Annotated in this window: 16 protein-coding genes and 1 pseudogene; 10 read left to right on the top strand and 7 right to left on the bottom strand. The window is 70.7% G+C overall.

Features of this window, described 5'->3' with window-relative positions; genetic code table 11:
- The first annotated feature begins 235 nt into the window (after positions 1 to 235).
- The 8 genes and pseudogenes from dnaK to D458_RS0106585 form a co-directional block, all read left to right on the top strand.
- Entirely contained in the window at positions 236 to 2,098 is a 1,863-nt protein-coding gene (gene dnaK, locus D458_RS0106550; protein WP_017585923.1) for a molecular chaperone DnaK, read from the top strand.
- Between the two features lie 42 nt (positions 2,099 to 2,140).
- The gene (grpE, locus tag D458_RS0106555) at positions 2,141 to 2,872 is read left to right on the top strand and encodes a nucleotide exchange factor GrpE (RefSeq protein WP_017585924.1); all 732 of its coding nucleotides are present in this window, start codon (positions 2,141 to 2,143) and stop codon (positions 2,870 to 2,872) included.
- A 140-nt stretch (positions 2,873 to 3,012) separates the two neighbouring features.
- Positions 3,013 to 4,173: a molecular chaperone DnaJ gene (dnaJ, locus tag D458_RS0106560; protein WP_017585925.1), complete on the top strand. Its 1,161-nt coding sequence runs from the start codon at positions 3,013 to 3,015 to the stop codon at positions 4,171 to 4,173.
- Positions 4,170 to 4,688, top strand: a complete 519-nt coding sequence (locus D458_RS0106565; RefSeq protein ID WP_017585926.1) for a heat shock protein transcriptional repressor HspR — start codon at positions 4,170 to 4,172, stop codon at positions 4,686 to 4,688. The genes dnaJ and D458_RS0106565 overlap by 4 nt, the downstream gene beginning before the upstream one ends.
- An 82-nt stretch (positions 4,689 to 4,770) precedes the next feature.
- Positions 4,771 to 7,389: an ATP-dependent chaperone ClpB gene (gene clpB, locus D458_RS0106570; RefSeq protein ID WP_017585927.1), complete on the top strand. Its 2,619-nt coding sequence runs from the start codon at positions 4,771 to 4,773 to the stop codon at positions 7,387 to 7,389.
- A 161-nt stretch (positions 7,390 to 7,550) separates the two neighbouring features.
- Positions 7,551 to 7,844, top strand: coding sequence for a hypothetical protein (locus D458_RS37385; protein WP_017585928.1), 294 nt, complete (start codon positions 7,551 to 7,553; stop codon positions 7,842 to 7,844).
- Positions 7,845 to 7,849: 5 nt separating this feature from the next.
- The gene (locus D458_RS33080) at positions 7,850 to 8,752 is read left to right on the top strand and encodes an RNA-guided endonuclease InsQ/TnpB family protein (protein ID WP_239647905.1); all 903 of its coding nucleotides are present in this window, start codon (positions 7,850 to 7,852) and stop codon (positions 8,750 to 8,752) included.
- 140 nt (positions 8,753 to 8,892) lie between these two features.
- A pseudogene (locus D458_RS0106585) lies at positions 8,893 to 9,309 on the top strand (Uma2 family endonuclease); the annotation flags it as partial.
- Positions 9,310 to 9,339: 30 nt separating this feature from the next.
- Here D458_RS0106585 and D458_RS0106590 read toward each other — a convergent pair.
- The 5 genes from D458_RS0106590 to D458_RS0106610 form a co-directional block, all read right to left on the bottom strand.
- The gene (locus tag D458_RS0106590; RefSeq protein WP_017585931.1) at positions 9,340 to 10,326 is read right to left on the bottom strand and encodes an NAD-dependent epimerase/dehydratase family protein; all 987 of its coding nucleotides are present in this window, start codon (positions 10,324 to 10,326) and stop codon (positions 9,340 to 9,342) included.
- A gap of 98 nt (positions 10,327 to 10,424) precedes the next feature.
- A complete protein-coding gene (locus D458_RS0106595; protein WP_017585932.1) occupies positions 10,425 to 11,678 on the bottom strand; it encodes an RNA polymerase sigma factor in 1,254 nt (417 codons plus the stop codon).
- Positions 11,679 to 11,735: 57 nt separating this feature from the next.
- Positions 11,736 to 12,173 (bottom strand): YciI family protein, encoded by a 438-nt coding sequence (locus D458_RS0106600; RefSeq protein ID WP_017585933.1) that lies wholly within the window; start codon positions 12,171 to 12,173, stop codon positions 11,736 to 11,738.
- Positions 12,174 to 12,314: 141 nt separating this feature from the next.
- Positions 12,315 to 13,670: an MFS transporter gene (locus D458_RS0106605; RefSeq protein ID WP_017585934.1), complete on the bottom strand. Its 1,356-nt coding sequence runs from the start codon at positions 13,668 to 13,670 to the stop codon at positions 12,315 to 12,317.
- A 736-nt stretch (positions 13,671 to 14,406) separates the two neighbouring features.
- Entirely contained in the window at positions 14,407 to 14,970 is a 564-nt protein-coding gene (locus D458_RS0106610) for a hypothetical protein (RefSeq protein ID WP_017585935.1), read from the bottom strand.
- 211 nt (positions 14,971 to 15,181) lie between these two features.
- Between D458_RS0106610 and D458_RS0106615 the strand changes: the two genes are divergently transcribed.
- The gene (locus D458_RS0106615) at positions 15,182 to 18,199 is read left to right on the top strand and encodes a type 2 lanthipeptide synthetase LanM family protein (protein ID WP_239647902.1); all 3,018 of its coding nucleotides are present in this window, start codon (positions 15,182 to 15,184) and stop codon (positions 18,197 to 18,199) included.
- Between the two features lie 112 nt (positions 18,200 to 18,311).
- Here the strand turns inward: D458_RS0106615 and D458_RS0106620 are convergent, their stop codons facing one another.
- Positions 18,312 to 18,878, bottom strand: coding sequence for a hypothetical protein (locus D458_RS0106620; RefSeq protein WP_017585937.1), 567 nt, complete (start codon positions 18,876 to 18,878; stop codon positions 18,312 to 18,314).
- A gap of 379 nt (positions 18,879 to 19,257) precedes the next feature.
- On the opposite strand from D458_RS0106620, the gene D458_RS0106625 reads away from it, so the two are divergent.
- Complete coding sequence (locus D458_RS0106625) at positions 19,258 to 19,473, top strand: hypothetical protein (RefSeq protein ID WP_017585938.1); 216 nt, start codon at positions 19,258 to 19,260, stop codon at positions 19,471 to 19,473.
- Positions 19,474 to 19,484: 11 nt separating this feature from the next.
- Here D458_RS0106625 and D458_RS37865 read toward each other — a convergent pair whose 3' ends face one another.
- Complete coding sequence (locus D458_RS37865) at positions 19,485 to 22,370, bottom strand: AfsR/SARP family transcriptional regulator (RefSeq protein ID WP_017585939.1); 2,886 nt, start codon at positions 22,368 to 22,370, stop codon at positions 19,485 to 19,487.
- Positions 22,371 to 22,530: the final 160 nt, after the last annotated feature.

Raw genomic sequence — 22,530 nt, forward strand, 5'->3', positions numbered from 1 at the left:
ACCCCGAGAGCGCGCCGGCTCCCCTGGTTTCCGGGTCAAGGATGTCCCCGAGTTGACCCGGGGTTCCCCCATTTCCCTCGTGAAATCACCCCAGGTCGGGAACATCCCCGCTCGGCCGCCCGTTGTCAGGGCGTAGGAAGTGACTTGAGTCGGGTCGACTCAACTGACTTGACAGCCCCCACCCGACGAAGCAAACTTACGTCTGAACGACTCAACTTTGACGGAGGAAACAACCATGGCACGTGCGGTCGGAATCGACCTCGGTACGACGAACTCGTGTGTCGCGGTCCTTGAGGGTGGCGAGCCGACGGTCATCACCAATGCCGAGGGCTCCCGCACCACCCCTTCGGTCGTGGCCTTCGCCAAGAACGGTGAGGTGCTCGTCGGTGAGGTGGCCAAGCGTCAGGCCGTCACCAACGTCGACCGGACCATCCGCTCGGTGAAGCGTCACATCGGCACCGACTGGTCGGTGCAGATCGACGACAAGAGCTTCAACCCGCAGCAGATCAGCGCCTTCATCCTGCAGAAGCTCAAGCGCGACGCCGAGGCCTACCTGGGCGAGGACGTCACGGACGCGGTCATCACCGTCCCGGCCTACTTCAGCGACTCCCAGCGCCAGGCCACCAAGGAGGCCGGCACGATCGCGGGCCTCAACGTCCTGCGCATCATCAACGAGCCCACCTCGGCCGCGCTCGCCTACCACCTGGAGAAGGAGGACGAGGCCACGATCCTCGTCTACGACCTCGGTGGCGGCACCTTCGACGTCTCCCTCCTCGAGGTCGGCGACGGCGTCGTGGAGGTCAAGGCGACCAACGGCGACAACCACCTCGGTGGTGACGACTGGGACCAGGCCGTCGTCAACTGGCTGGTCGAGAAGTTCAAGAACTCCAACGGCGTCGACCTGTCCAAGGACAAGATGGCGCTCCAGCGCCTGCGCGAGTCCGCCGAGAAGGCCAAGATCGAGCTCTCCAGCTCCAGCGAGTCGCAGATCAACCTGCCCTACATCACGGCCTCGGCCGAGGGCCCGCTGCACCTGGACGAGAAGCTCACCCGCGCCGAGTTCCAGCGCCTGACCGCCGACCTGGTCGAGCGGACCAAGACCCCGTTCCAGCAGGTCATCAAGGACGCCGGGATCCAGCTCAGCGAGATCGACCACGTGGTCCTGGTCGGCGGCTCGACCCGTATGCCCGTCATCGCCGAGCTCGTCAAGGAGATGACCGGCGGCAAGGAGCCCAACAAGGGCGTCAACCCCGACGAGGTCGTGGCCATCGGCGCCGCGCTCCAGGCCGGTGTGCTCAAGGGCGAGGTCAAGGACGTCCTGCTGCTGGACGTCACCCCGCTCTCGCTGGGCATCGAGACCAAGGGCGGGGTGTTCACCAAGCTCATCGAGCGCAACACCACCATCCCGACCAAGCGCTCCGAGATCTTCACGACGGCCGACGACAACCAGCCGTCCGTGCAGATCCAGGTGTACCAGGGCGAGCGTGACATCGCCCAGTACAACAAGAAGCTGGGCGTCTTCGACCTGACCGGTCTGCCCCCGGCGCCGCGCGGCGTCCCGCAGATCGAGGTCGCCTTCGACATCGACGCCAACGGCATCGTCAGCGTCACCGCGAAGGACCTGGGCACCGGCAAGGAGCAGTCCGTCACCATCTCCGGTGGTTCGGCGATGTCCAAGGACGACATCGACCAGATGGTCCGCGACGCCGAGCAGTACGCCGAGGAGGACCGCAAGCGCCGCGAGGAGGCCGAGGTCCGCAACAACGCCGAGTCCCTCGTCTACCAGACCGAGAAGGTCATCAAGGACAACGAGGACAAGATCCCGGCGGACGTGCGCTCCGAGACCGAGGCCGCCGTCGCCGAGCTGAAGACCGCTCTCGAGGGCACCGACGTCGAGGCCATCCGCTCCGCGAGCGAGAAGGTCGCGCTGGCCAGCCAGAAGATCGGTTCCGCGATCTACAGCCAGGGCCAGCAGGGTGAGGGTGCCGCCCAGCCCGGCTCCGAGGAGGCCGGCGCCGACGCCTCCACCGAGGACGCGGACGTGGTCGACGCCGAGATCGTCGACGAGGACAACGGCAAGGGCAACCAGGGTTCCTGACCCGCGAGTTGGTGAGAGCCGAGGAAGGAGGGAACGTCGGACATGGCGTCGGACAAGAACAGTCCCGACACCGGTGACGGTGACGAGAACCAGGGTCCGGTGATCCGCGACAACCGCAAGGTCGACCCCGAGACCGGTGAGGTCCGGGAACCGGAGGGCGGGTCCGCCGAGGAGGCCGAGGCCACCGAGGAGGAGCCCGAGGTCGTCGAGGCCGAGATCGAGGACGTCCTCGAGATTCCGGACACCCCGGAATCCGTGGTGACCGAGGCGATCAACGCGGACGAGCGGGTCATCGAGCTCACCAACGACATCAAGCGGATCCAGGCGGAGTACTCCAACTACCGCAAGCGTGTCGAGCGCGACCGCGTGGCCGTCCGTGAGGTCGCCACCTCCCAGGTCGTCGGCGAACTCCTGCCGATCCTGGACGACATCGGCCGGGCCCGTGACCACGACGAGCTCAACGGCGGGTTCAAGGCGGTGGGTGAGGCCCTGGAGGCCACGGCCACCAAGCTGGGCCTGGAGAAGTACGGCGAGCAGGGCGACGAGTTCAACCCGAACGTCCACGAGGCCCTCACCCTGGTCCCGGTCCCGAACATCTCCGTCCAGACGGTGATCGAGGTGTTCCAGCCGGGGTACCGGATGGGCGAGCGCGTCCTGCGCCCCGCCCGCGTGGTGGTCGGTGAGCCGCTGGAGGGCGCGGGGGACGACGAGTCCTCCGACGACTCCGCGGACTCCACCGAGGCCGCCGGCGACAGCGGCGAGGACCAGAAGTAGCAGCGGGTCGCACCCGTAGACCCGGCCGTGGCCGACGTGAGAGCGTCGGTCACGGCCCCGGGTCGCCCCGGACCCACGCGGTCCGGGGCCACGTGGAAACATCGGACGCAACCGGCACCAGCGGGAGAAGGCACCAGTCGATGAGCACCAAGGACTACCTGGAGAAGGACTACTACAAGGTCCTGGGAGTCTCAAAGACCGCCTCCAAGGACGAGATCAAGACGTCCTACCGCAAGCTGGCCCGGGAGAACCACCCGGACGCCAACACCGACGACCCCGGGGCCGAGAACCGCTTCAAGGAGATCTCCGAGGCGTACAACGTCCTGTCGGACGACAAGCGCCGCAAGGAGTACGACGAGGCGCGCTCCATGTTCGGCGGAGCGTACCGTCCCGGTGGCGCCGGCCCCGGCGGGTTCGACATGAGTGACATCTTCGGGCAGGGAGGCGGAGGCGGCGGAGCCGCTGGCGGCGAACGCCTGAGCGACCTCTTCGGCGGTCTGTTCGGCAACCGCGGCCGAGGCGGCACGACCACCCGCAGCAGGCGCGGGGCCGACGTCGAGACCGAGACCACACTGAGCTTCCGCGAGGCCGCGGACGGGGTGACCCGTTCGTTCCAGCTGAGCAGCGAGGCCCCGTGTCCCACCTGCAAGGGCACGGGAGCACGCGCCGGCACGGCCCCGCGCATGTGTCCGAAGTGCAGCGGCACCGGGCACGAGAGCACCAACCTGGGCGGCTTCTCGCTGTCCGACCCGTGCAGCGAGTGCAAGGGACGCGGCCTCGTGGTCGACGACCCCTGCCCCACCTGCACCGGCAGCGGACGCGGCAAGAGCACCCGCACCATACAGACCCGCATCCCCGCCGGGGTGAGCGACGGTCAGCGCATCCGCATCAAGGGCAAGGGCGCCCCCGGCGAGAACGGCGGCCCCAACGGTGACCTGTACGTCGTCGTCCACGTGAAGGGACACCCGGTGTTCGGCAGGAGCGGCGACAACGTGACCATCACGGTCCCGGTGACCTTCCCCGAGGCGGCCCTGGGCGCCGAGGTCCGGGTTCCCACCCTCAGCGGCTTCCCGGTGACCGTGAAGGTCCCGCCGGGCACGCAGAACGGGCACACGCTGCGGGTCCGCGGCAAGGGTGCCACCCGCAAGGACGGCACCGTGGGCAACATGCTGGTCACCTTCGAGGTGGATGTGCCCAAGACACTCAACGGCGACGCCCGCGAGGCTCTGGAGAAGTTCCGCGCGGCGACCTCCGACTACGACCCGCGCGACGGGCTCGAAGCGCGGGCGAAGGGCGCGTGAACAACGTGAACGATCCTGCCTTCGGCGCCGACGCACCGGTCTACGTGATCTCGGTGGCCGCTGAGCTGGCCGGGATGCATCCGCAGACGCTGCGGCAGTACGACCGGTTGGGGATCGTGTCTCCGGGCCGCACGTCCGGCCGGGGACGCCGCTACTCCATGCGCGACGTACGGACGCTGCGCGAGGTGCAGCGCCTGTCGCAGGAGGAGGGCATCAACCTCGCCGGGATCAAACGGATCCTGGAGTTGCAGCACGAGGTGGAGCAGCTGCGCGAGCAGGTGTTCCACCTGGCCAACGAACTCGAGGCGGCCCGCCGGGCGGTGTCCCGGCGGGGCCGCCCCGAGGGCGGGCCGGTCCGCGGGGAGCTGGTCCGCCGCACCCGCGTCACGATCTTCAACACCGCCGAGGCCGAGGGCGAACGCCCCGACCAGGGCAGAGGCCAGGGCGGCCCGGCGGGTCCGGCGGGTCCGAGCGGCCCGGGGGAGCCCGGTACGGGTGGGCCCACCCGGGACTGACGGGCCCCGCACTCCGCGACCGTGCACCCCGGCCCGGCGGAGTCACTCTGAGTAACGCCATATGTGGAAGGAGTAGCCGGACATGAACTACAAGCTCACGCAGAAGAGCCAGGAGGCGCTGGCCGCCGCCATCCGTCAGGCCACCGCCGACGGCAGCCCGCAGACCGAGCCGCTGCACCTGCTGGACGCCCTCCTGGACCAGGCCCAGGGCATCACCCGGCCGCTGCTCAAGGAGGTCGGTGCCAGCCCCGACCAGCTCAAGGACAAGGTCGAGGCCGCGATCGGCGACCTGCCCAAGGCGGCCGGTTCGACGGTCAGCTCGCCGAGCTCCTCACGCCAGCTCATCGTCTCCATCAACACCGCGGCCCAGCGCGCCAAGCAGATGGAGGACGAGTACGTCTCCACCGAGCACCTGCTGGTGGGGCTGGCCGCCGACGGCGGTGAGGCCGCCCGGCTGCTCAAGGGGGCCGGGGCCGACCCGGACGCGCTCCTGGAGGCCTTCGAGCGGGTGCGCGGTACCGGCAAGGTGACCTCGGAGAACCCCGAGGACACCTACCAGTCGCTGGAGAAGTTCGGAGTGGACCTCACCGAGCGCGCCCGCGAGGGCAAGGTCGACCCGGTCATCGGCCGGGACGGCGAGATCCGCCGGGTCATCCAGGTCCTCAGCCGCCGCACCAAGAACAACCCCGTGCTCATCGGTGAGCCCGGGGTCGGCAAGACCGCCGTGGTGGAGGGGCTCGCCCAGCGCATCGTGGCCGGGGACGTGCCGCAGTCGCTGCTCGGCAAGCGCCTGATCAGCCTCGACCTGTCCGCGATGGTCGCCGGCGCCAAGTACCGCGGTGAGTTCGAGGAACGGCTGAAGGCGGTGCTCGCGGAGATCAAGCAGTCCGAGGGCCAGGTCATCACGTTCATCGACGAACTCCACACCATGGTGGGCGCGGGCGCGGCCGAGGGCGCCATGGACGCGGGCAACATGCTCAAGCCGATGCTGGCCCGCGGTGAGCTGCGCATGGTCGGCGCGACCACCCTGGACGAGTACCGGGAGAAGATCGAGAAGGACCCCGCGCTGGAGCGCCGCTTCCAGCAGGTGTTCGTCGGCGAGCCCTCGGCCACCGACACCATCGCGATCCTGCGCGGCCTCAAGGGCCGCTACGAGGCGCACCACAAGGTGCAGATCTCGGACTCCGCGCTGGTGGCCGCGGCCACCCTCTCCGACCGCTACATCACCGCCCGGTTCCTGCCGGACAAGGCGATCGACCTCATCGACGAGGCCGCGTCCCGCCTGCGCATGGAGATCGACTCCAGCCCGCTGGTGATCGACGAGCTGCGCCGCACGGTCGACCGCCTCAAGATGGAGGAGATGGCGCTCGACAAGGAGTCCGACCCCGCGAGCCGGCAGCGGCTGGAACGGCTGCGCGCCGACCTCGCCGACCGCCAGGAGCAGCTCAACGGGCTGGTGGCCCGGTGGGAGCAGGAGAAGGCCGGGCTGAACCGGGTCGGCGACCTCAAGGGGCAGCTGGACGAACTGCGCACCAAGGCCGAGCTGGCCGAGCGCGAGGGCCGCTTCGAGGAGGCCTCCCGGCTGATGTACGGGGACATCCCGCAGCTGGAGAGGCAGATCGAGGAGGCCTCCCAGGCCGAGGAGCACGCCGAGGCGGTCCCCGGGGACAGCATGGTCAAGGACGAGGTGGGCGCCGACGAGATCGCCGACGTCGTCTCCGCCTGGACCGGCATCCCCGTGGGCCGGCTCATGGAGGGGGAGACCTCCAAGCTGCTGCGCATGGAGAGCGAGCTGGGGCAGCGGCTGATCGGGCAGAAGGACGCCGTGCAGGCGGTGTCGGACGCGGTGCGCCGGGCCCGGGCGGGCATCTCCGACCCGGACCGGCCGACGGGTTCGTTCCTGTTCCTCGGTCCCACCGGCGTGGGCAAGACTGAGCTGGCCAAGGCGCTGGCCGAGTTCCTGTTCGACGACGAGCGCGCGATCGTGCGCGTGGACATGAGCGAGTACTCGGAGAAGCACTCGGTGTCCCGCCTGGTGGGCGCTCCCCCCGGGTACGTGGGCTACGAGGAGGGCGGCCAGCTCACCGAGGCCGTGCGGCGGCGACCGTACACCGTGGTGCTGCTGGACGAGGTCGAGAAGGCCCACCTGGAGGTGTTCGACACCCTGCTCCAGGTGCTCGACGACGGGCGCCTCACCGACGGCCAGGGCCGACAGGTGGACTTCCGCAACACCATCCTCGTCCTCACCTCGAACCTGGGCTCGCAGTTCCTCGTGGACCCGTCCCTGGAGGAGGCCACCCGCCGGGAACGCGTGATGGACGTCGTGCGCGCCACGTTCAAGCCGGAGTTCCTCAACCGCCTGGACGACGTGATCATGTTCGACGCGCTGTCCACCGAGGACCTGACCCGGATCGTGGACCTGCAGGTGGACAAGCTGGCCCGGCGCCTGGCCGACCGCCAGCTCACCCTGGACGTCACGGCGGGGGCCCGCGAGTGGCTGGCCCTGACCGGCTACGACCCGAACTACGGGGCCCGCCCGCTGCGCCGCCTGGTGCAGTCGTCGATCGGCGACCCGCTCGCCCGGGAGCTGCTCTCCGGCGAGCTGACCGACGGAGACACGGTGCTGGTGGACGTGGACGACGACCGCGACAAGCTGTCCGTGACCACCCGGAAGGCCGGTGAACCCCGACTCGGGGTCTGACCGGGGTCACCGCCGAGGGACCGTGCCCGCCCGGGCACGGTCCCTCGGCGTGTCACGACCGGTGTGCCACGAACCCCGGCGCCGAGGGGGCCAGCCTTGTCGTCTGGTGCCCGGACGCCGCGTTCCGGGACCCGTGCCCACACCGGAACGGGCCGCACACCATGACCGGGCTCGAACACTCCTCGCCCAGACCCGCCGCCGAGAAGCTGAGTGTCGAACAGTTCGAGGTCATCGCCCAGGCTGCTGCCCGTGAGGATGTCACGCTCGAGTACCTCAACGGCCAGATGGAGACCCGGACCGTGCCCGACAGCGACCACAACGCGATCCTCATGTGGTTGATCTGGTTTGTTGGCGGCGCTGACCCTGTTCTTCAGGGCGGTGTCAGCCGTTTGTCCTCCGAACGTCGTAGCCCTGGCTCACAGCTACTCCCTCCCACATCCTCCAACAGACCCTGAGGGACCTGGAGCGGGCCTGCCGGGAGCACGGTGTCCGCAAGGTCAATTTCCGGGCCAAAGGCCGCTGGAAGCCCTCCTTCCGCTTCCCCGACCCGAAACAGATCCGGGTGGAGCGGCTGGGCCGCAAATGGGGGCAGGTGAAACTCCCCAAGCTCGGGTGGGTGCGCTTCCGCTGGTCCCGCCCGCCACGCGGTACCGTGCGCTCTGCCACCCTCTCGCGCCAGGGCGCCCACTGGTTCCTCTCCCTGCTGTGCGAGGACGGTCAGCACACACCCGACCAGCACCAGGTACCCGACTCGGTGGTGGGGGTGGACCGGGGCGTGATGGTCGCGGTGGCCACCTCCGACGGTGACCTGTTCGACCCCACCTTCCACACCCTCAAAGAAGCCGAGCGTGAGGTCCGGATGCGGCGCCGCCTGTCCCGTCAGCGCAAGGGTTCGGCCAACCGGGCCAAGACCAAAACCGCGCTGGCCAGGCTCACCGGCCGGGTCCGCGACCGGCGCACGGATTTCAACGCCCAGACCGCTCATGTGCTGTGCGCCAAGAACTCCGTCGTGGTGCTGGAGAAGCTCAACACCGCCAACATGACCCGCTCGGCCAAGGGCACCACCGACAAGCCGGGGCGGCATGTTCGACAGAAGGCAGGGCTGAACCGCGCCATCCTGGACAAGGGCTGGTACGGCTTCAAGGTGGCCTGTCAGAACCAGGCCCGCCGCACCGGCACCCGGATCGTCGAAGTCAACCCCGCCTACACCTCGCAGACCTGCTTCGAGTGTCAGCACGTGGACCCGAGATCCCGCGAGAGCCAAGCGAAATTTCGGTGCACCCACTGCCGACACACAGATCACGCGGACGTGAACGCGGCCAAGAACACCAAAAAGCGCGGATGGACTAACCCTGACGGGTGAACCGTGCCAGCCTACGGAGACCTCTGGGATGCCATGTCAACGAAGTAGGAACCAGCTGTAGCCGCAAGGCCCACAGCACCCACCAGACCCGCTGGGGTGTGGTGGGAATCCTCCCCGTTCACGAGGAGGAGGAAGTCAAGCGCCAGTTCATGGTCCAGCGCGCGGACCTGGACCTGAACGTCACCGGCCAGGGCTTGAAGGTGGACTCCTACCGCAAGGGCCGTGCACGCCCGGACGGCATCCTCGCACCGGTCGACCACTTCGCCGGACAGGGTGAGTGGGCTGACCCGGCAGGGGTTCTGGTGGTCGTCGAGGTCACGTCATGGGACTCCGACACCAACGCACACGACCGGGCCGAGAGGGCCCATGCCTACGCCGCCTGCGGCATCGGCGTCTACCTGCTCGTGGACCGCGACGACGACAGCGTCACGGTCCACAGCGAGCCCGAGGGCGGAAGGTACCGCAGCATCGCCACGCTCGGCTACGGGCACACCGTCGAGATCCCCGGGGTCGGGGTCACCCTGAACACCGACGGCCTCAAGCGATACGGCCGCTGACCCGCCCGGGAGGGCTCGAACGGGTCGGGGTCACAGGCCCAGGACGCGGGCCTCGACCTCGGGGTCCAGGCCGACCTGGGGCCGGTCGGGGCGCTGGGGGGCCTCGCCGCCGAGGGAGCGCAGCCACTTCCAGGTGTCGGCGACGGTCTCGGCCACCGGACGGCAGTCCAGTCCGGTGGCGAGCGCCTTGTCGACGTTGCCCTGGTACAGGGTCTCGTGCAGCTCGCCCGGGGGCAGCCAGACCGGAAGCTCCGTCCAGGGCTTGATCCCCGCTTCCTCGATGACCTCGGGGGCGGTCCACCGGAGCTCCGCGTCGGAGCCGGTGGCCTCCTTGCACGCGGTCAGGAGGCCCTCCATGGTGGTGTGGCCGGGCGGGCTGACCATGTTGTACGGCCCGACCAGGCCCTTCTCGGCGGCGCCGAGGGTCCAGACGGCCTGATCGCGGACGTCGATGTACTGGATCGGCAGATCACGCGGCCCCGGCGCCAGGACGGGGCCGCCACGGGCGATCCGGTTCAGCCACCAGGGCAGGCGGCCGATGTTCTCGTACGGGCCGAGGATGGCCCCGGACCGGATGAACAGGGCGCGATCGCCGAAGACCGCCTCGGCGGCCATCTCGCCGCCGCGCTTGGCCCGCGCGTAGTCGGTGCCGTCGTTGTCGAGCGAGGACTCCACGACCGGCGCTTCCTCGTCCCGGCCGGGTCCGGTCGGGAAGACGTACACGGAACGGCTGGAGACGTAGGCGTAGTGGCCGACGCGGCCCTCGAGCAGCCGGGCCGTGGCGGTCACCGCCGAGGGCTTGCCCGACCAGGTGTCGACGACGTGGTCCCACTCCCCCGTCTCCAGCGAGGCCAGGCCACCCGGCTCGGTCCGGTCGCCGTGGCGGGCCTCCACCCCCGCGGGGGCCTCGTGCCTCCCCCGGTGGAAGACGGTGACCTCCCAGCCTCGGGAGAGCGCCTCCTCCACGACCGCGCGCCCCACGAACTCGGTACCGCCCAGAACCAGAAGTCTTGTCATGCGGACAGTCTGGCGTCCGAGGACACCGAGCACCAGGGTTGCCTGCCCACAGCAGAACCGGCCCTGCGCTCGCAGGGCAGCGGGGCACTCCTGGCCGTTCAGGTCCGGGCGCGCTCCAGGAGGAGTTCGCGTTCACGCTCGTTGCGGGTGAGGCCGGCGGCGCGTTCGTACTCGGAACGGGCCTCGTCGGTGCGGCCCAGGCGTTCCAGCAGGTCGGCGCGGACCGCAGGGAGCAGGTGGTAGTCAGCCAGGGACTTGACCCCGAGCAGGGCGTCGACGATGCCCAGGGCGGCGCCCGGGCCGAGCGCCATGGACACGGCCACCGCCCGGTTGAGCTCGACCACGGGTGACCCGGTGCGCCGGACCAGGGCCTCGTAGAGTGCGGCGATCCCGTGCCAGTCGGTGTCCTCGGTCCGAACGGCGACCGCGTGCTCGGCGGCGATGCCCGCCTGGAGGGAGTAGACGCCCCGGGGCCGGGCGGGGTCGGTCGGCAGGGAGCGGCGCAGCCCGGCCAGGCCCCGGCCGATGAGCAGCCGGTCCCAGCGGGAGCGGTCCTGTTCGGCGAGGGGAATCGGTTCGCCGTCGGGTCCGGTTCGGGCGCGGAACCGGGAGGCCTGGAGTTCCATCAGCGCGAGCAGCCCGTGCACCTCGGGCTCCTTGGGCAGCAGTTCCGCGAGGATCCGGCCCAGGCGCATGGCCTCCTCGCACAGTTCGGGGCGCAGCCAGCGCTCCCCCGAGGTGGCCGTGTACCCCTCGTTGAAGACCAGATACAGGACTTCGAGGACATCTGAGAGCCGGGCGTCGCGATCCGGTCCGACCGGCACCTCGAACCGGACCTTCTTGCGGGCGAGGGTGCGTTTGGCCCGCACCACGCGCTGGGCGACGGTGGCCTCGGGCACGAGGAAGGCGCGGGCGATCTCGTCGGTGGTGAGCCCGCCGAGCAGTCGCAGGGTGAGCGCGGTCCGCGCCGGGGTGGACAGCACCGGGTGGCAGCACACGAACATGAGTTTGAGGAGGTCGTCGCCGTAGTCCTCCTCCAGGACGGCGTCGAACTCGGCCTGCCCGTCGCGTTCGGCGATCTCGCGGCCGAGTTCCACCATGCGGTCCCGGAAGCGTTCGTCGCGCCGCCAGCGGTCGAGCACGCGGCGGCGGGCGACGGTGGTCAGCCAGGCACCGGGGCTGCGGGGAACACCCTCCTCGGGCCACTTCTCCAGGGCGCTGACCAGGGCGTCCTGGGCGAACTCCTCGGCGAGTCGGACGTCGCCGACCATCCTGGTGAGCGCGGCGACGAGGCGGGCCGACTCGATGCGCCAGACCGCCTCCACCTCGCTCTCGACGCCGGTGTGGCCCACGGCACCATCTCAGCACCACGGGCCACACCGCGCAACAGCGTTTCGCCGAATCCCGGCTCAGCTGTTGAGATTCTCCTGCTGGGCGCGCAGGTTCCACTCGCGCTCCTTGAGCTCCTCGGACATGCCCTCCATGTCCTCCAGCTCACCGATCCGGCGCAGCTGGAGCTTCATCTCGGTCGGGTCGCCCTTGGGCGGGTGCGGGCACCGCTTGGCCCACTCCACGGCCTCGGCGTGCGAGGACACCTGGATGACCCAGTACCCGGCGATGAACTCCTTGGCCTCGGTGAAGGGGCCGTCGACGACCGTGGCCTCACCGTCGCGGAAGACCACCTCGGCGCCCTCGGCGGTGGGTGTGAGCCCCTCTCCGGTGAGCAGGACCCCGGCCTTGGCCATCTCCTCGTTGTAGGCGCCCATCGCCTCGTAGACCTCGGGCGCGGGCCCCCAGTCCCGGGCCTCGGTCTCGGGGGTGCTCATGATCGACATCAGGTAACGCATGATCGTCCTCTTCCGGGTGCTGCGCGGGGTCTGTTCCCCGCTCTCACCTGTACGTCGAACGGGTCGACGCCGATTCGACACCCTTCCCGAAGTTTTTTTCCACCTTTGTCCCTGCCCCGCTCATCCCTGTGTTCACCCTGGTCATGACCGGTTCTCTTCTTCGGCGGCGCCCTCGTCCCCTTCGGAGACGGCGCTCTCACCGGCCTCGGAGACCGTGCTCCCGCGCGCGGCAGCGGCCAGCTGTTCGGCCTCGCGTTCGTCGGCCTGGGCGGTGACCCGGCGCAGGGCGGAGGCGGAGAGGAGCAGGGCGCCGAAGACGACCGCGCCCGCGGCCACCGGCACGTAGTACAGCTCGACCCGGCCGAGCATCCCGCCCAGCAGCGCGCCGATCGGGGAGAACCCCGCACCGGACACCTGGATGCAGGACATGACCCGGCCCATCTGCGCGCCGGGGACGATCAGCTGGATGGCGCTGATCATCACGACGTTGGACGAGGTCAGCGCGAAGCCGATCACCGTCCAGGCCACGGCGGCCACGTAGGCGTTGGGGGAGAGACCGAAGGCCACGCAGGAGACGGACGCCAGGGTGAAGAGCACCATCTCCGTGCGGAACCGGCCGATCCGGCCCACGATCCGGCTCACCGTGGACGCGCCCAGGAGCGCGCCCACCGCGGAGGTGCCCAGGAAGACGCCGTAGAGGGCGGCGGGCACCCCGAAGTGCTCGCGGACCAGGAGCACCATGACCGCGGACTGGGCGACGAACGCCATGTTCATGACCACGTTGAACGCCAGGATCGGCCCCAGGGAGCTGCCGCGGAAGACGAAGGCCAGCCCTTCGCCGATGTCGGCGAAGACCGAGCGCACCGCGCCCTTCCCGTTCCCCTTCCCGGCCCCGCCATCCGGTTCGGCCGCCTCACCCTCGGGGCTCCGGGGGCGGCGCACCGCGAGCGGCAGGCCGAGCAGGACCAGCGCGCCCAGGACGTAGGCCCCGGCGTTGACCGCCAGCGGCAGGAACGCCGCCACCGCGAACAGGAAACCCGCGATGGGACCGCCGGCGAACTGCTGCGTGACCGTCTGACCGCCGACCAGGCGGCTGTTGGCCCGGTCGATCGCACCGGCCGGCGCGATGTCCGGCAGCATCGCGTGCCCGGCGAGGTCGTAGAACACCTCGCAGACCATCACGGTGAACATGACCGCGTACAGCGCCCAGATCGAGGCGTTCCCGGTGAGGATCAACAGGGAGAGGACGACGAGCGCGCCGCCCCGGCCGAGGTTGGTCAGCACCATCAGGCGCACCCGGTCGACCCGGTCCACCACCACGCCGGCGAACAGGCCGACCAACAGCCAGGGCAGGAACCGGACCGCGGTCAACCCGGCCACCAGCAGGGGGTCGTTGGTGAGCATCGCCGCCACCAGCGGCAGGGCGACGAGCATCATCCCGTCGCCGAGGTTGCTGGACAGGCTGCCCGCCCAGAACCGGTTGAAGTCCCGGCCCATCGGGGGTCTCGCCTTTTTCCCGGGGGTCTCCCGGGCGGGGGGTGCACTGTTCACTGGGGGTGTCCCTTTCACAAGGTGTGAACCGGTCCGGCCGGGTCCAGGCTCCCCGGACGTGGTCAACTCCGGGTCACGGAACCCTTCCGGTACAGGACCCGCAGCGCTCCCGGCTCCCACCGGAAGGCGCCTCCGCCCTGTTCACGACCGGTCACGCAGGGTGGGAGCGACCCCGGAAATGACCACATCCGGACAGGTCACCGCAGGCGGCCGGGGAGGAAGGCGGGACCTCGCGGACACCGCGAGCGGTGTGAAGGACATGCGAAGAGGGCCGACGAGGATGGTGTCCAGAAGGAGGGGAGGCACCGTCACCCACCACGCCGACCCGAGACCCACGTGCAGCCCTGCCCACCGCTGCCCCACCGCTTTCCCGGCCCATCGCGTCCCCGAATGACCAACAGGCGCGAGCACCTGGCGGGGATGCCCGGAAGGTCCGCCTCACGGCGGTCCGGGGCACCCGGCCGCACACGCGCCGAGATCGCTGAGAAGAGCACCCGGAAGGTCCGCCTCACGGTGGTCCGAGGTGCTCACTCAGGCGTTCCCGTACCGGAGGGGGACCGGACGGCGCTTCGGCTCGGAGCCGGACCGCGGACACGGGCAGGGCCGCTCCTTCAGGCCCTGCCCGTGTCCTTCGTGACCCGTGTCCTTCGTGACCCGTGTCCTTCGGGTCAGGGGCTCCCGGTCAGCCCACGGCCTTCAGAACCGACAGCCAGGTCCGGCTCAGCGACACCGTGGCGGTGTCAGCGCCCCCGCGCACCAGCTCCTCGCTCAGCACGGGATGCTTGACCAGGCGGTCGGCCCTGGTCATCAGTGAGACGTCCCCCGTCTCCACCACGGCCCGCACGATACGGTCCTCCAGGTTGGCGCGGGTCCGCACTGCGAACGGGCTGCCGCTCTTGGGGAGGAAGGGCCCCTTGTAGAGGTCCAGGGCCTCGCGCACCCGGTCCTGGTCCAGGAGTTTCAGCACCCGGACCACGTCGAAGACCGCGCCCTTCTCCAGGCGGTAGCAGCCGCGGAGGCGCTCGTACCGGACCGGTATCCCCGCCTTCCGAGCCCTCATCGCCAGTGTCGGCAGGCTCGACGGCGCCGGGGCGGTCTCGAACAGACTCACCAGCGCCCAGTCCCGGTGGGCGCGCCCGCCCTGCAACGCCAGCAGCGCCGCCAGCTCGACCGCCCGCCGGCTCGCCACCGCGACCCCGCCGACGGTGCACCGGCCCAGTGTCGCGACCTCGATCCTCTCAGCCATCTCCGTCTCCTCTTCCGGGGGCCGAGCCGCACCTGGACCGGTCCTGGACCCCGACCATCGCACCGGCCGCGATCCCCCGGTTATCCCTGGCCTATCCCCCGACCGCGCCGCGTGAGCCCGGTGTGAAGCGCCGGGGCGAGGATTCGTGGCAAAGAAAGGCCCCACGTCGGAGAACCCGCCGGAAGGGCTCGGGAAAGGGCAGGAGATCATCATGGCAAATACGTGGACGGTGGCCGAGCTTCCCTGGCACAACGCCTTGGACCTCAGCTCCCGTGTGCACCCGCGTGCCGAGGGCGCCCCCTCGGACGCGCACGCCTATCGCAGATGGGTGGAGGAATTCGGCCGGAACGGGGTGCGCGGTGCCGTGTCGGCCCTGGGCCTGGCCGCAGAGGACTTCCGCGGGATCGTCGAGAACGACGGCCCGCCCCCGGAGGCCGAGACACCCGAGTGGGTGCGCAGGGCCGACCTGCACCTGGCGTTGGGCCGTGAGACCGCGTCCGACCGCGAGCCCCATCTGGCCCGCGCCGACTCCATGGGGTTCCTCAGGCCCGCCCTGGACCTGGTCCACGGCTACCAGCGCGCCCTGCACGCCAGGGTGGAGCTCATCCTGCACGGGCACGACGCCCGGATCGCGCGGCTGCCCCACCTGCTCGCCCGCGACTGGCCGGTCGAGGAGCTCAGCCTGGCGATGACCTCGACCATGATGATGGAGATGAACGTCGCCCAGATCAGCGGGCGGGTCGACGGCGACCGGAGCGAGGAGCGCTTCCTCGCCTACCTGCGCCTGCTCCCCGAGGACGGCTTCCAGCGCGAGTTGTGGGCGGAGTACGTCGTGCTGCTGCACCGCGTCGACGACCTCCTGTACCGCTGGGCGCGGACCCGCGCGGAGTTCGCCGAACACCTGGTCGAGGACCTCACCGGGTTGGACGCCCTGAACGGATCCGGCCTCGGCGAGCTCACCGAGGTCGACTTCGGTTCGGGTTACGACCGCCGTCGCGGCGGCCTGCGCACCGCCGTGGCCTCCTTCGGCGACACCCGCCTCGTGCACCGGCCGTGGTCGCTCGACGCCCAGGAGACCTGGGGCAGGATCGTCGAGTGGTTCAACGCCCGCGGCCCCGCCCACCGCATCACCGCCCCCCGTGTCCTGGGGCGCGGGCGCCACGGATGGTCCGAGTTCGTCGAGCACCTGCCCTGCCCCCGGGAGGAGGCGGACGCCTTCTACTGGCGGCTGGGCGCGGTCCACGCGCTCTCCCACGCCCTGAGCGGCGGTCCTCCGGACCAGGCGAACGTGATCGCCTCCGGGTCCCACCCGGTGCTGGTCGACGCCGAGGAGATCCTCAGGGGGACGTGGACCGGACCGGACCGGTCGGCGGACCCCGGTCCGGAAACCGGTGGGCTCCGCGACGGAGCGTCCGGGGATCAGGGCGCCGACCACGAGGGGACCGACGAGGAGGACCCCGACGAGGGACTCGACGACGAACCCGATCCCGGTCGGCACCGCCCGTACGCCGACGGCGCCGAGTTCGACCCGAGCGACCACAGCGAAGCCTTCGAGGCCGGGTTCGTCCTCACCTACCGGTCCCTCTTCGGCGACCGGAGCACCTGGTTGTCCGAGCGGGGACCCCTGCGCCACCTGGACTCCGCGCAGCTGCGGCAGGTCCTGTACCCGGAGTCGCTGTACACGGCCCTGTTGGCGGAGGGCGACCGGCCGGAGTTCCTCAGGGACGGGCGGGACCGGGACCGGGTCCTGGCCCGGGTGGCGTCGGGCGCGGACGGCGACCAGCCCTGGGAGGCCCTGATCCCCTCCGAGATGACCGACCTGCGCAACGGCGACCTGCCCCATTTCAGCGGGGTCGCGGGATCCACGGACCTCGAGGACAGCAGGGGCCACCTCCTGCCCGACGTCCTCGACCGACCGCCGGCGGAGACGGTGCGGCAGCGCCTGCTCTCCCTGAGCGGACACGACCTGAGCGATCGGGTCACCTCTCTGCGGCGCGCCGCCGAGCCGCCGACACCCCGCCCCGGTGACGCGCACACGCTGGCCCTGACCGACCCGCCCGCCGGTGTGGAGGAGTCGGTGGCCTCCTCCCTGGAGATCGCCCGCGGGCTCCTCGGCAAGAGCGCGCCGGACTCCTTCCGCCTGTGCTCCGACTCGGCGGGGGTGGGCCTGTTCCTGACCCGGCTCCACGAGGTGACCGGGGACCGCGACGCGGGGAGGGCCGGGGAGCGCTCCGCACGGAGCACTGCCCGCCAGGTGCTCCAGATGGCCCGTTCGGCGGACCGGCGGACGGAGCACGGGGGTGCGGACGCCCCCGATCCGGGTCTTCTCGGCCAGATCGGCGGAGCGGTGTACCACCTCGCGCACGCCTACGCGGTCCACGGCGCCCGGGAGTGGCCGGGCGTCATGGAGGTCGGTCTGACCGCACTGCGGCGGTGCGTCGACCGGGGCGCCCGTGAGGAGCTCGGCGGAGGGCTCGCCGGAACGGTTCTGGCAGCGCTGTCGGTGCACGCCGTCCACCCCGGTTCCGAGGCCCTGGACGTGGCACGGCAGGCCGCGTCGAGACTTCTGGACCAGCTCGGCGCACTGGACCGGATCGGCACGCGAGGACCGGCCGAGACCCGTACCGGCCCCCTCTCCGGATTCCGGCCGGGTATGGTCGCCGGGACGACCGGCGTCGTCCACGCGCTCCTGTGCCTCGACTCCGCGGCGCCCTCTCCCCGCTACCAGGAGGCCCTGGAGGAACTGCTCCGGCACGAGCACGGGCTGCTCAGGCGGGCGCCCTCCATGGATCCGTCCTGGTGCCGGGGCGTCACCGGCATCGGGTTGTCGAGGATCGCCCTCCTGGAGTCCTCTGCCGTCCCGTCCGCGCGGTCCATGGCGACGGAGGACCTCGCCGTCGTCGAGGGCGAGCTCACCGCCCTGCACTTCCCCTCCCCCGGCGTCTTCCGTTCCGCCGGGGACAACGGCCTGTGCCACGGAGACCTGGGGAACCTGGAGTTCCTGCTGGCGGCGGCCGAACACCGGAACGACACCGGGGCGACCGTTCGGCTGCGCCGTGTGGTCGCGGCGCTGTGCGCGCGCGGCCGGACGCACGGCTGGCGGATCGCCCCGCTGGACACCCAGGCCTCCCTCGGCCTGATGTACGGCCGTTCGGGCATCGGCTACAACCTCCTGCGCCTGGCCCTTCCGGAGCGCGTCCCCTCCGTGCTGATGCTGGGCGCTCCCTGACCCGGTCGCGGAGCCTGAGACCCTGTCCCTTCTCCGGGCCCACGGTGATCATCCGTGGGCCCGTTCGCCTGTCCGGGGCCTGGGGCCCGGCCCCGGACCCGGACCCGGGTCCCTATCCCACCGCTTTCGCGGCCGCCGGCACCGCGCGACGCGTCACGGACACGGAGACCCGTTGCGCTCCCCGGCGCGCGAGCTCCCGGGTGAGTTCGGGGGAGGTGACCACCCTGTCCGCGGCCTCGACCAGCCGGATGTCGTCGCATTCGACCACCGAGCGCACGATGTGCCGCTCCAGCTGGGCCCGTGTCTGGACGGCGAACGGGCTCGTGCTCCGGGCCATGAACGGCCCCTTGTACATCTCCAGGGCCTGGGCGAGGTACCCCTGGGAGAGGAGGAAGAGGAACTCCGCGACATCGCAGCGGACGTCCTCGTCGATCCGGTAGGCGCCGATCTCGCGTTCGTACTGGATCTCGACCCCGAGCTTGCGGGCCCTCATCGCCAGCGTGGGAAGGCTGGAGGGAGAGGCCTCCCCTTCGAAGAGGACGGACAGGAGCCAGTCGCGCGGAGCGGATCCGCCCGAGAGCACGAGTGCGGCGGCCAGCTCCACGGCTCTGCGGTGCCGGACGGGCTGACCGCCGACACGGCACTCTCCGAGGGTCTGCACCATGGGAAGGTCGTTCATTTTCACTCCGCGTTCGAGGGCGACCAGTAGTTACCTGACCAAGGGACGTATTCGTGCTTCCGACTGGTCCCGATCCTCGCCGCAGGTGACATCCGACAGCTATCCCTGCCCTATCCCGCCCTCGAACGGCCCGGAAATACCGCCCTGAGCTGGGGAAATACCGATCCCTGCCATCCCAGGCACGGCCGGCGGAGCCGCGGACACCCCGCCACCTCGGACTTTTCGCTCCGTTATCCCGCTATCCCGGCGGCTATCGGAAAGAACGCGGACCGGGACATCCGGCGAATAGCTCGACGATAAACCTTTTCGACGCTTCTGCCACAGGATGTGGTCATCCCGAAAGCACGGGAGCAGGCTTCCCCCACATCAGGAGTTCTCCATGCGGATCGTCAAGCAGGCCACCACCGTCGTCGCCACCCTCGCCACCGCCTTCGTGCTCTCCGCCGCGGCGGCGTCCCCCGCCTCGGCCTCGGCCGTGGACGCGCTCCCGACCGGGATCGGCACGGTCCTCCTGCCCGACGTGGTGGGGAGCGTCTGCGGCACCGTCGGCAACATTCTCCCCAGCTGCCCCAACAGCGACCCGTGGGAAGGGTAAGACGTCCGGGATCAGATCTTCTGCGCGGAGAGGTCCGCCAGTGCCCGGTCCGCCACCCGGATCCAGCGTTCGTGCCGCAGCTGCTCCCCGAGTTCCCGGGTCCGTTCCAGCGCCGCCCGAGCCGCGTCCACCCGTCCCCGTGCCAGGTGGACGCGGCTCAGTTCCAGGAGGACCTTCGCCTCCCCCAGCGGGTCGACCAGGTCCCTGACCAGGTCGAGTGCCGTGTTCAGGCGTTCCTCGGCCCGGTCGAGGTCGCCGAGGAGGGTGTCGGCCTGGGCCGCCTGCTCCAGTACCTGGGCCTGCGCGCGCACGTCCCCGCACTCCTTGGCCAGAGACAGCGCCTCCGCCAGTTCGCGTCGGCCCTCGTCCACGTCCCCCGCCCGCATCCGCAGGTAGCCCGAGAGCATCAGACCGCGCCGCTGGCCGGCCAGGTCACCCAGCGAGGAGAAACCCTTCAACGCCTTCTCGCAGCCGCGCAGGGCGGTGTCGTGGTCCCCGGCGAGGTGGTCCGCGAAGGCGAGGTGCATGCGGGCCGACGCCTCACCGCGCACCTCGCCGAGCTCCACGTACTCACCCAGTGCCCATTCCAGCTGGGCGCGGCGGGTGGAGTCGTCGTAGCGGCTCTTCAGCAGGCTGGCCAGATGGGTCGCGATCGCCGCCGCCCCCAAGCGGTCCCCGCCGCGCCGGACCAGCGGTTCGACCCGGTCGTACAGATCGGCGATATCGGTCATGTAGCCGCGCCGCATGAGGAACATCGAGACGCCGACCGTCAGTTCCCAGCTGTGTTGGTCCAGCCCCTCGTCCACGGCCTGGGAGACGGTGTGCAGCAGGTTGGCCCGTTCCGCCTCCAGCCAGGCGTAGGGGTCGGCGGTCACCCGCTCGACGTAGGACCTCGGCGGGTTCCAGCGCGGGGAGTCCCCCCGGACCAGGAGGTAGTCACCGCCCACGAGCCCACGGTTGGCCGCGTCCAGGAGCGCCAGCCAGCCCCCCATGAGACGTTGGAGGGCCTGTCGGCGGGAGGTGTCGCCCTCCGCCTGGAGGAGCCGTTCGCGGGAGTAGTCGCGGACCAGGTCGTGGAAGCGGTAGACGGGTTCGGCGTTGAGACCGGACCCGACGATGTCGAGCAGGTGGGCGTCGACCAGGGGCTCCACGATGTCCGAGGGGAAGGGGCGGCCGTCGTCCAGGAGGGCCGCCGCCGACCAGACCGGGATGGTGGGGCCGTCCACCATGCCGAGGAGCCCGAACGCCCGGGCGCCCTGGTCCTCCAGACCGTCGAAGGTCATCGACAGACTGGCCCGAACGGTCATGTCGCCGTGGGCGAGCTCGTCCAGCCGGTGGCTCTCGTCGGCCAGGCGTTCCACCATCGACGCGATCGACCAGTGCCGCCGGGCGGCCAGCCGGGCGGACACGATGCGCAGGGCCAGCGGCAGTCTGCCGACCGCCCGGACCAGGGCACGGGCAGCATCGGGCTCGGCGGCGACCCGCTCCTCGCCGAGGACCCGCTCGAGCAGCTTCAGCGAGGAGTCACCGCTGAGTGTCTCCATCTGCACGAGGGAGGCACCCGGCACACCGGTGAGGTTGCTGCGGGACGTGATGACGACTCCGCACCCGGGGCCCGCAGGGACGAGGGGGAGGACCTGGGTCTCCGTGGCGGCGTCGTCGAGGACCACGAGGACCCGCCGGGTGGCCAGAAGGCCCCGGTACATGGCGGCCCGCTCGTCGGTGTCGTCCGGGATGGCCTGGCCGGGGACCCCCAGAGCGCGCAGGAAGCGCCCGAGCGCGTCAGCCGGCGTGAGGGGGTTGTCCCGGATGGCGCGCATGTCGCAGTAGAGCTGGCCGTCCGGGAAGTGTTCCGGGCCGAGCCGGTGCGCGATGTGGACCGCGGTGGAGCTCTTGCCCACGCCGGGCCGCCCCACCAGGACGACGACACCGACCCTCCCGCGGTCTTCGACCAGGGTCCGCTCCGCGGCTCGCGTGACCTCCGTGCGTCCGACGAAGTCCGCGGTGTCCGTGGGCAGCTGGAAGGGGGCGACGGCTGCCGGGGCGGGCGCGGGCGGTTCGGCCTGCCGGCTCGCTCCCCCGGCGTTCCCCAGCGCCACGGAGGGCGGCGCGACCCTCAGGGACTCGTCGCCCGCGAGGATGCGCTGTTCCAGCTCGCGCAGGTCGGTACCGGGTTCGAGCCCCAGCTCGTCGATCAGCAGCTCGCGACCGGACCGGTAGGCCTCCAGGGCGTCGGCCTGGCGCCCCGACCGGTACAGGGCCAGCATCAGCTGGGCGCGCAGACCCTCCCGCAGGGGGTGCTCCTGTACCAGGGTGTTGATCTCGCCGATCAGGTGGTTGTGCCGGCCCAGGGTCAGCTCGATCCCGAGATAGGACTCGATGGCCGCCATGCGTTCCTCGTCCAGGTGCGTGGCCCGGACCCTGAGCCCCTCCGCCGTGATGCCGCTGAACGCGGGTCCCCGCCACAGGCTCACGGAGGAACGCAACACGGCCGCGGCCTCCTCCTGGCAGCCCTCCTGGATCAGGTCGGTCGCCTCCCGCACGCGCGCCCGGAACACGTGGGCGTCCACGGTGTCGGCCTCGGCCGCCAGCAGGTAGCCGGGAGGGCGGGTCTCGATGGTGACGCCGGTGGGCTGGAGCAGGCCCCGGATGCGGGACACACAGATCTGCACCTGGGTGCGGACGGTCTCGGGCGGTTGGTGCGCCCAGAGGGTGTCGACGAGGTGGTCGGTGGCGACCACGCGGTTGAGGTCCAGCAGAAGCGCGCTGAGCACCGTCTGCTGGCGCCCGGACGGCACCCGGATCAGCCCGACCGGACCGCGAACCTCCAGAGGGCCCAGAACTCGAAAGGTGATGTCATCGTCACCGTGGAACCTCTGAACCGAAGTGATGGCCACGTCCCCATACCTACTCAAGATCGAACCAGCCCGGGCTTCCCGAATAAAAGTACCCCATGCGTCGGCACGGGTCGCTGGCGGGCGAATAGGAAATTCCACAGCCAGCGAGAAACCAAAGGTAGACGAACAAATCGCGATGACATCTCACGTTCGCGAACGC

Origin of the sequence: Nocardiopsis ganjiahuensis DSM 45031 (genome assembly GCF_000341085.1) — a bacterium.
In the GTDB taxonomy this organism is placed as follows: Bacteria; Actinomycetota; Actinomycetes; order Streptosporangiales; family Streptosporangiaceae; genus Nocardiopsis; species Nocardiopsis ganjiahuensis.

Coding starts and splice junctions, on each gene's coding strand:
- D458_RS0106600 (WP_017585933.1), bottom strand. CDS start 12,173: ATGCGTTACCTGATGTCGATCATGAGCACCCCCGAGACCGAGGCCCGG.
- dnaK (WP_017585923.1), top strand. CDS start 236: ATGGCACGTGCGGTCGGAATCGACCTCGGTACGACGAACTCGTGTGTC.
- dnaJ (WP_017585925.1), top strand. CDS start 3,013: ATGAGCACCAAGGACTACCTGGAGAAGGACTACTACAAGGTCCTGGGA.
- clpB (WP_017585927.1), top strand. CDS start 4,771: ATGAACTACAAGCTCACGCAGAAGAGCCAGGAGGCGCTGGCCGCCGCC.
- D458_RS0106615 (WP_239647902.1), top strand. CDS start 15,182: ATGGCAAATACGTGGACGGTGGCCGAGCTTCCCTGGCACAACGCCTTG.
- D458_RS0106620 (WP_017585937.1), bottom strand. CDS start 18,878: ATGAACGACCTTCCCATGGTGCAGACCCTCGGAGAGTGCCGTGTCGGC.
- D458_RS0106605 (WP_017585934.1), bottom strand. CDS start 13,670: ATGGGCCGGGACTTCAACCGGTTCTGGGCGGGCAGCCTGTCCAGCAAC.
- D458_RS0106590 (WP_017585931.1), bottom strand. CDS start 10,326: ATGACAAGACTTCTGGTTCTGGGCGGTACCGAGTTCGTGGGGCGCGCG.
- D458_RS0106610 (WP_017585935.1), bottom strand. CDS start 14,970: ATGGCTGAGAGGATCGAGGTCGCGACACTGGGCCGGTGCACCGTCGGC.
- D458_RS0106625 (WP_017585938.1), top strand. CDS start 19,258: ATGCGGATCGTCAAGCAGGCCACCACCGTCGTCGCCACCCTCGCCACC.
- D458_RS37385 (WP_017585928.1), top strand. CDS start 7,551: ATGACCGGGCTCGAACACTCCTCGCCCAGACCCGCCGCCGAGAAGCTG.
- grpE (WP_017585924.1), top strand. CDS start 2,141: ATGGCGTCGGACAAGAACAGTCCCGACACCGGTGACGGTGACGAGAAC.